This window comes from Clostridium weizhouense (assembly GCF_019431045.1).
GTDB classification, from domain to species: domain Bacteria; phylum Bacillota; class Clostridia; order Clostridiales; family Clostridiaceae; genus Clostridium; species Clostridium weizhouense.
Genome location: NZ_JAHXPT010000008.1, coordinates 51,877 through 65,837 on the forward strand (window position 1 = coordinate 51,877; position 13,961 = coordinate 65,837).

The window sequence follows — 13,961 nt, forward strand, 5'->3', positions numbered from 1 at the left end:
ATACCTTCAATCATTGTCATTGCAGTCTGGGAATAATGGGTCTAAATTTTGATCTGGATAGAATTTAGGAATTGGAGCTTTTTCAAATCTTTCGCATGGATCTTCTTCTGGATCTTCTTCACATGGTTCTTTTGGAATTGGACAATAATCATAAGCAGGAATTAGAAGCTGTACAATAAGCTCACATTTTACAATAATGTAGTAACCTAAAGTGATATCTAAAACATCGTTACCTCTTTCATCTTGTAATAATTCACCATCTAAAGCATCCGCAACCATTTCAAGTTTTATTATATTAGAATCTAAATCTTTAGCATGTTGAACTGGTACAAAGCTAGCAGAAATTTGAGCTATAGAATCAGGACAATAGAACTTTCCAATTATATCTGTTCTATTAATTTCAAAGAATTCACTTCGATTGACACCATTACAGTCAATATAATCTGAATAGAAAGAAATTTTATAAGAAATAACTATTTTTTTAAAACCTGGTTTTCCCTTAAGAGGAATTTTATCTACTGAAATTAATGTTAAATTAAAATCTCTACTATTAATATATCTTTTTGGATCTGTTAATGGATTGCTTCTTAATTCAGAATCTGTCGTATTCGTATCAGGACCTTCACCGTATACAAGACACCTTTTTATTAAGCACTGATCAAAGATTTTAGGTACTTCAATGCAGACTAATTCAGAAGGGTCTGGTAAACATCCCTGTTTATTTACAAGACCAGGACGTGGTGAAAATTTCTTGAAGTTAATGGACATAAATTCTCCTCCTCTTCAAAAATTATAGTAAATATAAGTTTATTTATTACTTAATTAAAAGCTTCCTATAATAATTGTATGTTAGAAAATAAAAGTTGTGAAAATAAAAGCTTGACAAAAATAATTTTTTATTTTGCAAAAGGGAATAATAAGTTTTCACTAAAAATATAATTTTATAAAGGAGGGAGTGAAATGAGTAGTATATATCCATGGATATATGTTGATTATACAAATAATATATGGAAATTCTTTGAAAATGATAATAAAGAATTAGTTTACAAAATTATGTATGGAGAAGGAAAATGGACCAAAGAAAGACTTATTGATAAAGATGTACTAGGGTTTGCTGTATATGTTGAGCAAGATGAAACAATACATATAGTCTACAGCAATATTAAAGGAGAATTGAAATACTGTACCATGAAGGATAAGCGATGGGTAGGAAAGATTCTCTATAAAATGCAAATTGATGACTTTGAAATACAAAATTTAAAAGTTGAAATTAGTGGAGATAAGATGCATATCTTTTATTTATTAATAGGTAATGATGGCACTGAACATGGGGTGTTAATGCATTGCATATGGAATGGAAAAGAGACTAAAATTACTACATTGCAGGATATTATATTGCTACCTGATTTAAGAGAAAACTATTTAATAAACGTAAATGAAAATAATAGTATTGATGTATTTTTTATTACTGATGAAGGCGATGAGATATCCTTAAACTATTGCAGATTTGAAAATCTTAGATGGACTCCTGTAAAGATGCTTTATGGTATTCAAGGCGATGATATAGGATTTGACGTATTAAGAGATCAACAAGAGATTCATATACTAAATAAGTATAGAGAAGAATCTATGTATTTTCTTGATCACGTGTGTATAGATATCAGTGGAGATATTCAAAATTTCAGAGTTTATGAAAGTAATAATGACTTAGAGGAACCTCTATTATTTACTGAAAATAATAAGTTGTATTCTTGTTGGTTAGAGCAAGGTAAGATTTTCTACTCAGTTTTTAATGATAAAAAATGGAGTAGTACATTCTATTTTGATAGGGGAAATGAGCTTGTAGTAAGGCGATATAATTGTTTTATTTGTAGTGATGATAAGAGTTCAATTAAAGCAATAAGAGTTTATGGAACTAATGAATTAGATTTATGCTTACTTGTTCCAAGCTGGTTTGTATTAAATATTAAGGATTCATTGAAATATGAGGTAGATAAAGCTAACATAGATACACCATATGAAGAAAAAGCATTTCAAAGCTTAAAACTTGAATTATCTAGGATAACATCAGAAAAGAAAAACTTAGAAAGAAAAATTGATTCCTTAAAGATGCAATTACGAAAGAAGCAAAGATTTATGGAAGATTATGAAGAACAAATTGCTAGAATATTAGAACAAAAACACAAGGCGGAAGAGAATTATAATATATTCTTAGAATTGCAACAAAAGATACAAAAAGATTTGGAGGATACAAATCAGCAACTAGTAGAAGAAAGAGAGACTAACATAAGTATTAAAAATAAATTAAAAGAATTTAAAGAGGAAAATATATCAATTAAACAGCAAATTAAGATTATAAGTGAAGAAAAGAAAAAATTGTATGAAGAACTTGAACTTGAAAAGAATCAATCCATTATGGAGCGATTATTAAGAAGAAGATCAAGAGAAATATAGAGTCACTTCTAAGAATTTAGAGTATACAATATTAAAGTATAAATTCGTTATAATTCATATTCAAAAAAATATCACGTCTCTTTAGTCTACTAATTTCTTTCATATGCTTAAATTTAAAAATACACAAAATAGAGGTGGTTAACATAAAAATAGAAGATTATGATTATATAATGACATTTACTTCTCATAATAGAGCATTATATATATATCAACATTTATTTCAAAGAAATATTCAAGTTAAGCTTGTTAGTTCTCCTAATAAAATTAATATTAGCTGTACGCAAGCAGTAAAATTTAAAGAAATAGATAAGAAAGTAGTACAAGAGGAATTAAAGAAGAATAATATGTATCCTACTGCAGTATATAGAATTGTAAAAGAAGGAAAAAAAGAAAATTATGAATTAATTGAATAGATCTGGTTATCCAGGTCTTTTCATATTTTTATTGAATAATAAGAACTCATAAAGCATATCTTTTAGTATAAGTAATTAAGGGGGATGGCGACTTTATGATTGATAAAAGAGACAAGACAATTTATTATGTATCAAACGTAGGCACAGGAATGGTATCTATTATTGATGGAGATAATTATTGTATTATAAAGGAAGTTGAAATAGGTCCAAGACCTCAAAATATTATTGTAGATGAAAAAAACAATGTGTATATAGCCAGTGATAGAAATGGTAAAGTTACGCTCATTAATGACTTATATGATTCTAATAAAACATGGAATATGCCTAATAATGGTAATATACAAGTGGATTCCATTGCTAATAATATCTATGTTTGTGATACTGAAGAAGTATGTATTTATAGTTTAAAAACTGGCGAAAAGATTGGATGTTTAACGGGTTTTGTTGCAGCAGATGATTTAAAACTTGATAAAGACAAGAAAAAATTATTTGTATTGGATATTTTGCAGAATGAAATAAGAATTTATGATACATCAGATTTTCATTTAATTAAGTTATATAAAGATGTTGGAACCTCACCGAACTACATTCTCATAGCAGAAAATGAAAAGGATGTTTATATTTCAAATAAAGGAGTTAATAAATCGACTTATACAAGTAATATTTCTGTATTGGATCTTGAAAACGGAAATATTTCATATATATATTTAGAAAACGGATCTGTTATTACTTCCTTGGAGCAAAATGAAAATTTTTTATACGCAGCAAATAGTGGGTTACATAGAATTGATGTTATAAATATATTAAAAAGAGAATGTGTAGCAACAATAAAAACAACTCTAACAGAATTGCAAAGACTTCGATTATCTCCTGATAAAAAAATATTACTTGTAACTAGTCGTAGTAATGATGGGAAGGGAGTAATTGATAGAATAGATACTTCTAGTAATGCTATTTTAGATACATTTATATTTAAACAAAATAATAGTATTCCATATGATATCGGAGTGATTAGTCAGAGTGAATTTGAAGTACAAAATGAACCTTTTATTTTGACAAATTTAGAAAATAAATTGAAACAAGAAAATGGAACTTCAATACTTGCTAAGAAGGTTTTGTCAAATTATCAAGAAAAAATGATTTTTACTGAAGTATCAGTTAAAGTATATTTAGGAGAGGGAGAAATTATAAATATAGAAGAGATCATATTTAAAAAATGTGAAGTTATAAATGAAACAAAAAATAGAAGTAATATAGATAGTCGGAAAAATTATTCAATATTACAATATAATTTTTATATTCCATATTGCATAGGATATACTGATGAACATCAACGAAAATATATTGTTGAAGGAAGGCTCGAGGGAACTCAGAAAGCTACATTATATATACCTGATTATGCAGAACAACAAGGAGTAGAATTTGTAGTCAATTCTTTTGCTCAATTAACAAGTACTCCGATCATTATGAATAAGAATTTGACGTTTGACGTTAGTGCTTTGATTTCAACAAAAGCAATTGTGGATGAAATAGTATTTATTCCATTTTGTAAGGAATGTGAGATGTGGAAAAGGAGAGATGAAAAAATGAGGGGAAATAATGGTTAATGAAAAATATGATTATTATTTTATCAAGCAGAAAGATGACACACTTCTAAAATTTTCTTATGATAGTCAAAAAGGGATATATTATCAGATATTTATGAAACAGAACTGGTCAGATAAGAAGAGTATTTACAAGGAAAGTTTTAAATGCTTCTATGTATTAGAGGGATGCAATGGGGAAATTAATGTTTTCTGTCAGGATATTTGTGGTGATATTATTTTATGTACATTAGAAGGAATAAAATGGAACTATAAAACACTCCTTCATATGAAGTATGATTCAATTATGCCTGTATATATTAGAGCGTTCTTTCATTTAGATCATATTCATTTGTTATATAATATAATAGATAAACATACTTATTCAGAAGTATTAGTTCAGCAAATTACTGAAAATGGGGTGAATTTGGGTAGCCCACAAATAATTAATAAATTAGATTATTATAATAAAAGTCCATATTGTATTAATAGAGATTTTAAATCGAATCTAGTATTATTAAATACTATGTTAGTTGGGGGGTATCAATTAACTTCTAGAAAGTTTCATATTATTGAAGGGCGATGGGGAAAGAAAGAAGTCATATATACATCATTCTTACCTTACATAGATTTTAATTTTTGCTTAGAGGAAAACAGAAGTCATTATTTGTTTATTACTCAAGATGATCAAATCAATAGAGTAATTTACCAGTATAAAGAGATCGGATTACAAAAAAATATTATACTGTTTCAAAGTGAAAAGATTGATTCTTGTTTGTTAATACTATTGAAGAATGTATTATGGGCTTTGTGGATTTGTAGTAACAATCTTTATGGGTGTTTTTCTAAAAATCACGGACAAAATTTTAGTAGTCCAAAAATATATAAGAGTTTTGATAAGGGAGTACCTATAAAAGTTTTTTTTCAAGAACATTTAGAAGATCAGGCAAATAAACATTATTGCTATGAAATATATGTAATTAGCATAAATGGAGAAGAACAAATGTTTTTACATGAGCTTTTAGAAAATTCAATGAGCACACAAGAAGATAATAAAGGCTATTTAAAAGCTGTGGAGGATTCAGATTGTAAAATGGAAGGGCTGAAAGATTGTTTAACAAAAGTGAAAATACTTGAAATGGAAAAAGAAGAATCTGAAGCAAAACTTAAAATTGCAGAAGAAGAACTTAAAAGATTGAATGAAGCTATGAAGTATGAAAAAAATCAAGTAATAAAGTTTCAATATCAATTTTATAAGGAAAAAGAGAAAATCAAGTTATATACTAATGAAAATGATAGATTAAAAGAAAAAAATAAATATTTAGAGAATAAGTTACTATTAAAGGATAAAGAAAAAATATTTATTGAAGAAAAGTTAGCTGAAAAAGAAAAAGAAAACGAAAGTTTAAAAAAGCAAATAAATTTTATAGAAATTCAAAAGTTATGTAATTCAGAAAAGATTATAAATGAAAGTGATAATGGGAGCTCTAAAGAAAAGAAATTTTCTTTGGTTAAATGGTTATTTGAGGATTAAATAAAAATTCTCAATATTCTTATTGTATATACTTAATTTTTCATTGATTGAGAATAGGTTGAATATAAATCTGTTAAATCTATATCCTAATTCACTTAGTAAATTCACTGAATTATTAGCTGATATAAATATTGGATGGAAGTTTTAATTAATAAAACGTCTGATTTACAGTATAATCTTTTTGTAAAACATTTTTTATTAGTATAATAATATTTTATTATAAATCTCAAACTGATTGAAGTTTGAGATTTATTTTTTGTACCCAAAAAGCTATAGCACTAATTATTTAGTGCTATAGCTCTTTATGGACATATTGATAACAATATGCTTATTTAAATATATATTATGTAATTAATTTTTATGAATGATACATATATTAGTTTTCTATAGTATAGAGCATATAAATTTATTAAGAAAATATAAGTTGAAAGAAATATACATAATAGTTAATAATGTTATAAGGTTTATGCTTTCAGTATTTAAAAATATAACATTGTTTATTATGATGTTGGTGTATATGAATATTGTACCAATTAAAGGACTTCCATTTCCTAAAATGTTAAAAGTATTTCTTATTATAAGAGGAGATGAAAGGTGATATGTATTAGTTTTAAGTAAAATAATATTTTTATTATTAATAGTTTTAATTAAATCTTTAACATTTTTAATTATATTAAAATTTCCTACCTTAAAATAGTTATATTAATTAAATATATTCATAAAATTTTTAATATATGAAACAGATTAATAATATAAGTGCATGTTATTTTCTAATTTAATTAAGATTAGCCAATTATGTCGGGATTTATTACTTTATTCTCTGAAATATGGTAAGATATAAAAGTATACAAAAATAAAGTTATAATTAATTTATAAATTTTTAAGAAAATTTTAGTTATATTATATTAAAAAGTACCCAAACTACTATTATTTTTTTGTATATAATAATGATGAGTCAGAAGGGAGCCAAAATATGCTTGAATGTGTTTTAAAGGATTTAAATGTTGGACAAGACTTAGATATTAATGAGCTTATAGACCAACATATGCCTTTTATAATTAAGAGCATATCAGATGTTACGGGAAGGTATGTATCCTGTGAAAATGACGAAGAATTAAGTGTTGCATTACTTGCATTTAGTGAAGCAGTTGAGAGATATGATAAAGATAAAGGATATTTTTTACCATTTGCTAAGCTTGTTATATCAAGTAGAATTAAAAATTATTTAAAAAGTGAAAGTAAACATTCATGTTCATCACTTGAAGAATTAGCAGAAAAAGGTATAAATGTTGAGCAAGAATATATAGAAGAAGAGGACAACACTTATTTAATTGAAGATATAAATAAATTAAAAAGTGAGATAGACTCTTTTGGATTTACTTTAGAAGATTTAGTAAATGAAGCTCCTAAGCAAAAAGCAACAAGAGAAAATGCAATTCAATTAGCAGAATCCATAAATGAAGTAGAAGAATTTACTACTTTTATGGAGATAAAAAAGAGATTACCAATTAAAAAGATTGTATTAAGATTTAGGGTTACTGAAAAAGTAATAAAAAGAAGTAAAAAGTTTATTATCTCAGTGGTAATAATACTCAATAAAAATCTTAGAACTTTAAAAAGTTGGATTAGAAAGTAGGTGAGTATAGTGAATAAAGGAATTTTAATGGAAATTAAAAAAGATTATGCAATAGTAATGAATGAATTAGGCCTTATGGATAGCATAAAAATTAAAGATGGAATGGCAATAGGACAGAAAATATTCTATTTTGAAGAAGATATTGTTAATCTTAATGTAAATAAAAGTATAAATAAATTGAGTTTATTTAAAACATTTGGAACATTTGCAGCATTATTTTTGCTTATATTTACTTTTTTTCAACCATTTGCTTATCAAAAAGCGTATGCTGTGGTTAGTTTAGATATTAATCCAAGTATTCAAATAGAAGTAAATAATAAGAAAAAGATAGTAAAAGTTGAAGGTATTAATGCTGATGGAAAGAATATTGATCTTTCTAGTGCTAATGGTCTTGATATAAATGAGGGAATTGAAAATATAAAATCTATTTTAGTAGAAAAACAATATTTAAATAAAGATGGTGAGGTTTTAGTTGGATTTGCATTATTAGATGAAAAAGAGGATGAAATATATGAAAATACAATTAAAGATGCTATTCAAACTACATTTAAGAGTGAAAATGTAACATATGTTAAGGCAAATAAAGATGCTGTAAAAGAAGCTAAAACAAAAGGTATTAGTTTAGGTAGATATGAAGCTTCTCTTTCATTAAACGAAGATGTTAAATCAGAAATAGAAGATATTCCTGTTAAAGAAATAACTTCTTTAATAAAAGATAAGGAAAATTATATTCATTGGGAAGCTGATGATGCAATAGAAATACCAAAAATAGAAGAAAATGTGCCTAAAATAGATGATATAGATAATGTTGTAGATAAACCAGTAGATAAATTAGAGGATACTGTAACATCTAATAAAGATAAAACTGATCAACCTATAAAAGAAATTGCTCCACCCGTAGAAAAACCAAATAGTGGTGATGAAAGTATTGAAATTAAACAGGAACCAGAAATAGTTCCTGAAACAAAGCCGGAAATTGAAATACCTACTATTGAAATACCTAAACCAGAAGATGATAATAAAAATTCTAATTTAAATGATAAAGATAATGAAGATAATAAGGATATTTTAAAAGAAGATGATTCTAATATAGATAATCCAATTAATAAAAATTAGTTTTTATTAAAAAAGTACCTAAAAAAAATTATTAGATTTGTATTATATTAAGTAAATAAAGTTTTATACTTGGAAAGAATTTAATAAAAAGAATAAAATAACTCAAATACGTTAAAACCCCTTATGTTTGTTTATTGGGAAAGAACAAGCATAAGGGGTTTTAATGTATTTTGCATTAAGTTTTAAGTTAATGTTAATATTATAGTATAAAACTGATAAGTAGGATTTAAATAGTAAATTTAATTCATATACATTGCCCACTAAGTCTGAATAAGCAAATTCTAATATAAGATCAACATTGTTTTAAAATATATCTAAGATTATTAAATAAAAAAATATGAAATATATAAATATAATGGTTAAAAAAAGAAATTATATAAAATATTAATTTTTAAAATAATTGGTTTACTAAATAAATAATGTAAACATTAACATAAAGAGAAAGAATGTAGAAAAATAGTAATTTTATATATGCTATAATGAAAATGCGAATTAACAAATTATTTAAATAATATATTTAATAATATATTATTAAGATACAACTTAGGGGGGATTATTTTGAATAAAATCAATAATACGAAAAACAATAGTGAAGAACCAATAAGTCCAGTTTTTGCTATAGAAGAGTCTTCAAGATGTTTGTTGTGCCATGATGCGCCATGTTCACAAGCATGCCCAGTAGGTACAGATCCAGCCAAATTTATTCGCTCACTTCGTTTTAGAAATTTAAAGGGAGCAGTAGAAACAATTAGAGAGAACAACATACTTGGAGGAATTTGTGCAAGAGTATGTCCAACAAAAAAATATTGTGAAGGCGCCTGTAGTAGGAGTGGTATAGATAAACCAATAGAAATTGGAAAACTTCAAAGATATTTAACTGATTATGAAAACGTATTAGGATTAAAAATATTAAAGCCAATAGAGCTTAAAAAAGAAAAAGTAGCTATAATTGGTTCAGGTCCAAGTGGATTAGCTGCCGCAACCAAATTAGTACAATTAGGGTATAAAGTTACAGTATTTGAAAAGAGAGAAAAATTAGGCGGATGGTTAACTTATGGAATACCTGACCAAAGATTACCACAATATGTTGTAGATAATGAAATTGCATATATAGAAAACTTAGGTGTAGAATTTAAAACAAATGTTAATGTTGGTAAGGATGTTACAATAGATTCTTTAAGTAAAGAAGGATACAACGCTTTCTTAATTGCATGTGGAATGCAAAAGAGTAAAGATGTAAATATAAATGGAAAACAATTAGAAGGGGTTATAGGTGGAGTAGACTTTTTATCAGAGGTTAAATCAAAAGGAAATTATAAATTAGGAGACAAAGTTATAGTTATAGGTGGTGGAGATGTTGCGATAGATTGTGCGATAACTGCTAAAACTCTTGGAGCTTCAGATGTTAAAATAGTTTATAGAAGGACTATAGATAAAATGCCAGCAGAAAGAAAGAGCATTCAAGAAATTATAGATTTAAATATTCCAATCTTTACAGGAATTAAACCAGAAGAAATTATTGGGAAAGACAATAAAGTATTTAGGTTTAAAGGTAGTGGGATGTTTGATGATTCCACTTTAGATATGTCTGTAGAAAACGTTATCTTTGCGATTGGACAAGAACAAGATGATGTAGCTTCTATATCTAACATAGAATTTAATAATAATGGAATAATACTAACAGAAGATTATAAAACTAATATTGAAAGTGTATTTGCTTGTGGAGATATCGTTGAAGGAGATAAAACAGTTGTTTATGCACTTAAATTAGGAAAAGAAGCAGCAGAAAAAATTGACGAGTATTTAAACTGGAAGGAAGGTGCTAGATAATGAAAGTTATTAAGGATCTATCAATAGAATTTTGTGGAGTAAAATGTGAAAATCCATTTTTTCTATCATCATCACCTGTAGGAAATTGTTATGAAATGTGTGCAAAAGCCTTTGAAGCTGGTTGGGCAGGGGTAATGTTTAAGACAATAGGATTTTTTGTACCTAATGAGGTTTCACCACGTTTTGATAATTTAAGAAAAGAAGCAACTTCATTCATTGGTTTTAAAAATATGGAGCAAATATCAGATCATCCATTAGAACAAAATTTAGATGATTTAAGAAGATTAAAAGAAAACTATCCTACTAAAGTAGTAGTAGCTTCAATAATGGGACAAAATGAAAAAGAATGGGAAGATCTTGCAAGACTTGTAACAGAAGCAGGAGCAGATATGATTGAATGTAATTTTTCATGTCCTCAAATGACAAGTCATGATATGGGATCAGATGTAGGACAAAGTCCAGAACTTGTTAAAAAGTATTGTGAAGCAACAAGGAAAGGAACAAATCTTCCTATATTGGCAAAAATGACTCCTAATATAGGAGATATGACAATACCAGCTATCGCTTCTATTGAAGGAGGAGCAACAGGACTTGCAACGATTAATACTATAAAGAGTATAACTGGTATTGATATAAATTCAATGACTGCAAAACCTGTAGTTAATGCTAAATCATCTGTTTCAGGATATTCAGGAAAAGCAGTAAAACCAATAGCATTAAGATTTATTTATGAACTTGTTAAGAACAAGAAATTAAAAGACGTTCCAATAAGTGGAATAGGTGGAATTGAAACTTGGGAAGATGCATTAGAGTTTATTCTTTTAGGTTCAAGTAATCTTCAAGTAACTACTTCAGTAATGCAATATGGATACAGAATAGTAGAAGATATGATAAGTGGGTTATCTCATTTTATGGAAGAAAAGGGATTTGAAAAATTAGAAGATATGGTTGGAATAGCTGTGAAAAATATTATTCCAGCGGAAGATTTAGATAGAGATTATATAGTATATCCTGAAGTTGATAAGGATAAATGTTTAGGATGTGGAAGATGTTATATTTCATGTTATGATGGGGCACATCAAGCTATAGAGTGGAATGCTAAAGATAGAAAGCCTGAGATAAATAAAGAAAGATGTGTTGGATGTCATTTATGCGCACATGTATGTCCAGTTACAGCTATAGGTAAGGGCGAAATAAAATTAAAAAATAATTCCAAAGAAAGAAAAATAATTCTATAAATTTTTTTATTATTCATTTATAATAATAGCTGTGTTTGACAATAAAATTATTAAACACAGCTATTTTTATCCCAAATATTAAGCATATTAAGAATGTGTTAAAAATATTAAAGAGATGTATCTTAGGTACAATTAAAGAAAAAAATAAGTCTTTTTGTTTGGTGAAAAATATTCATTGCAACTTTGGACTTGGTATTTACTTCATGTGCCTTAAATGAAGATAAGTTTATAGTTAAATTAAATGGAGGGAACAGGAATGAGTTATTTATTTGCACTATCATTAACTACTGCAATACTTTGTGGTGGTTGGATAATAGGAGCTGATCTTATTGGTTTAATAGGTTGGGCTGGATTTGCAGGGTGTACTACTTTTTTTGCAGCAGGAGGTAAAAAATCAGGATTTAAAAGTGCTATATGTACAAATATGAGCGGAGTATTTTGGGCAATGTTAAGTATAAAGATATCAGCTTTATTAGGTTTTCCACTAGTAGGAGCACTAATGACAGTTGTGATAACATTTTTTTTATGCATACAATCTAAGATTAAATTATTAGCGTTTATACCTGGAGCATTTGTAGGATCTTTTTCAACATTTGCAGCGAATGGAGATTGGACAAGATTAGTTCCATCATTATTATTAGGAGCGGTACTAGGATTTTTATGTGAGTGGACTGGTGTGTGGTTATATGAAAAGATGGGTAAAAAAGAGCAAGTTTAATTAAATAATAAGATTGACAAATTGTGAGAAGTTGATAAAATTACAATGTTAAATATAATTAAAAAAATGATAATTTTATTCCAAACATTAGGAGGAAAGAATGGAAAATAACAATATGAAAAAAGAAATCAGTCTATTTATGGCCACTATGCTCGTATGTGGAAATATGATTGGTTCTGGAGTGTTTATGTTGCCAGCTACACTTGCTCAAGTTTCAGGTCCATTAGCAACAATAATAGCTTGGATTATAACAACGATAGGTTCAATCTTAATAGCAATATCATTTGCAAATTTAGGATCAAAATATCCATCTACCGGAGGAGCATATCAGTATACTAAAGAAGCATTTGGAGAATTTACAGGTTTTTTAAGTGCTTGGTTATATTGGAATGGGTCATGGATTGGAAATGCAGCAATAATAGTAGCTTTATCTAGTTATAGTAAAGCATTTATACCACAACTTCAAAATCCAATAGCTTCAATAATATATACTAGTGTGATTTTATGGATATTTACTATTTTAAATATAGTTGGAGTAAAAGAAGCAGGAAAGTTTCAAACTTTTGCAACAATATTTAAAATAGTATTTTTTAGTGTGTTTATAGTATCAGCATTTTTAAATTTTGATAAAATAAATTTAATGCCACTTATACCAGAAGGAAAAAGCTTAGAAACAATTCCATTAGCTGCAACATCAACCTTATGGGCATTTGTTGGATTAGAAAGTTCTACAGTGACAGCAGGAGAAATAAAAAATCCAGAAACTAATGTAAGAAAGAGTACAATATATGGAATGATAATAGCTTCTGTTATATATTTTTTAATAAGTATTGGATGTATGGGTGCTATGTCAAATTTAGAACTTGCAACAAGTACAGCACCACTTACAGATATATTAACAAATATATTAGGAAATTCGGTTGGAAAATTTTTGACAGTTTCAGTTGTAATATGTATTTTAGGAACAACAATTGGATGGTTATTATCAACTGCTAGAGTTTCATATGCAGCGGGAGAAGATGGAGTATTCCCTAAGTTTTTTGGAAAATTACATCCTAAATATGGTACACCAATAAATTCATTAATAATAGGTTCGGTATTAGTAAATGCATTACTTATAATGAATTATCAAAAAAGCATGGTGTCTGCATTTACATTTATAACAATATTAGCTACATTATCATTTTTGCCTGTATATTTATTAACTGTATCGGCAGAAATGATGCTTATGTTTAAGGGAAAAACAGATTTTAGTTTTAAACTGTTTATAAAAAAATCAATAATTCCTCTTTTAGCATTTATATATTCTATATGGACTATATATGGTTCTGGAGCAGAAACTGTAATGTGGGGATTTGTATTAATGCTTATAGGAATACCTTTTTATATTTATAATTATCATAAAAATAAACAAGTTTAGTTTTATATAAGGTTATTAA

Annotated in this window: 11 protein-coding genes; 10 read left to right on the top strand and 1 reads right to left on the bottom strand. The window is 27.0% G+C overall.

Translation table 11 applies throughout. The features are described 5' to 3' along the window. Positions 1-6 precede the first annotated feature (6 nt). Positions 7-768 (bottom strand): hypothetical protein, encoded by a 762-nt coding sequence (locus KYD98_RS10705; protein ID WP_219780008.1) that lies wholly within the window; start codon positions 766-768, stop codon positions 7-9. Positions 769-960: 192 nt separating this feature from the next. On the opposite strand from KYD98_RS10705, the gene KYD98_RS10710 reads away from it, so the two are divergent. From KYD98_RS10710 to KYD98_RS10755, 10 genes are all read left to right on the top strand, one after another. Further along, positions 961-2,454, top strand: a complete 1,494-nt coding sequence (locus KYD98_RS10710) for a hypothetical protein (protein WP_219780010.1) — start codon at positions 961-963, stop codon at positions 2,452-2,454. Between the two features lie 134 nt (positions 2,455-2,588). Then, positions 2,589-2,867, top strand: coding sequence for a putative Se/S carrier protein (locus KYD98_RS10715; protein WP_308462454.1), 279 nt, complete (start codon positions 2,589-2,591; stop codon positions 2,865-2,867). Positions 2,868-2,962: 95 nt separating this feature from the next. Continuing rightward, a complete protein-coding gene (locus KYD98_RS10720) occupies positions 2,963-4,474 on the top strand; it encodes a YncE family protein (protein WP_219780012.1) in 1,512 nt (503 codons plus the stop codon). Continuing rightward, complete coding sequence (locus KYD98_RS10725; protein WP_219780014.1) at positions 4,467-5,984, top strand: hypothetical protein; 1,518 nt, start codon at positions 4,467-4,469, stop codon at positions 5,982-5,984. The genes KYD98_RS10720 and KYD98_RS10725 overlap by 8 nt, the downstream gene beginning before the upstream one ends. A gap of 973 nt (positions 5,985-6,957) precedes the next feature. Next, positions 6,958-7,620, top strand: a complete 663-nt coding sequence (sigI, locus tag KYD98_RS10730; RefSeq protein WP_219780016.1) for an RNA polymerase sigma factor SigI — start codon at positions 6,958-6,960, stop codon at positions 7,618-7,620. A gap of 9 nt (positions 7,621-7,629) precedes the next feature. Next, on the top strand, positions 7,630-8,736 hold the full coding sequence (locus KYD98_RS10735; protein WP_308462455.1) for an anti-sigma factor domain-containing protein: 1,107 nt from the start codon (positions 7,630-7,632) through the stop codon (positions 8,734-8,736). A 555-nt stretch (positions 8,737-9,291) separates the two neighbouring features. Then, the gene (locus tag KYD98_RS10740) at positions 9,292-10,566 is read left to right on the top strand and encodes an FAD-dependent oxidoreductase (protein ID WP_373368733.1); all 1,275 of its coding nucleotides are present in this window, start codon (positions 9,292-9,294) and stop codon (positions 10,564-10,566) included. Beyond that, positions 10,566-11,804 carry an NAD-dependent dihydropyrimidine dehydrogenase subunit PreA gene (gene preA, locus KYD98_RS10745; protein WP_219780020.1) on the top strand — a complete coding sequence of 413 codons (1,239 nt, stop codon included), beginning with the start codon at positions 10,566-10,568 and terminating at the stop codon, positions 11,802-11,804. Before KYD98_RS10740 ends, preA begins: the two co-directional genes overlap by 1 nt. Positions 11,805-12,060: 256 nt before the next feature. Further along, positions 12,061-12,522 carry a DUF1097 domain-containing protein gene (locus tag KYD98_RS10750; RefSeq protein WP_219780022.1) on the top strand — a complete coding sequence of 154 codons (462 nt, stop codon included), beginning with the start codon at positions 12,061-12,063 and terminating at the stop codon, positions 12,520-12,522. A 100-nt stretch (positions 12,523-12,622) separates the two neighbouring features. After that, positions 12,623-13,942 carry an APC family permease gene (locus tag KYD98_RS10755; RefSeq protein ID WP_219780025.1) on the top strand — a complete coding sequence of 440 codons (1,320 nt, stop codon included), beginning with the start codon at positions 12,623-12,625 and terminating at the stop codon, positions 13,940-13,942. The last annotated feature ends 19 nt before the right edge of the window (positions 13,943-13,961 follow it).

Bases quoted from the DNA above. Each gene is read 5' to 3' on its own strand.
- KYD98_RS10705 (WP_219780008.1), bottom strand. From the start codon at position 768: ATGTCCATTAACTTCAAGAAATTTTCACCACGTCCTGGTCTTGTAAAT.
- KYD98_RS10710 (WP_219780010.1), top strand. From the start codon at position 961: ATGAGTAGTATATATCCATGGATATATGTTGATTATACAAATAATATA.
- KYD98_RS10720 (WP_219780012.1), top strand. From the start codon at position 2,963: ATGATTGATAAAAGAGACAAGACAATTTATTATGTATCAAACGTAGGC.
- KYD98_RS10725 (WP_219780014.1), top strand. From the start codon at position 4,467: ATGGTTAATGAAAAATATGATTATTATTTTATCAAGCAGAAAGATGAC.
- sigI (WP_219780016.1), top strand. From the start codon at position 6,958: ATGCTTGAATGTGTTTTAAAGGATTTAAATGTTGGACAAGACTTAGAT.
- preA (WP_219780020.1), top strand. From the start codon at position 10,566: ATGAAAGTTATTAAGGATCTATCAATAGAATTTTGTGGAGTAAAATGT.
- KYD98_RS10750 (WP_219780022.1), top strand. From the start codon at position 12,061: ATGAGTTATTTATTTGCACTATCATTAACTACTGCAATACTTTGTGGT.
- KYD98_RS10755 (WP_219780025.1), top strand. From the start codon at position 12,623: ATGGAAAATAACAATATGAAAAAAGAAATCAGTCTATTTATGGCCACT.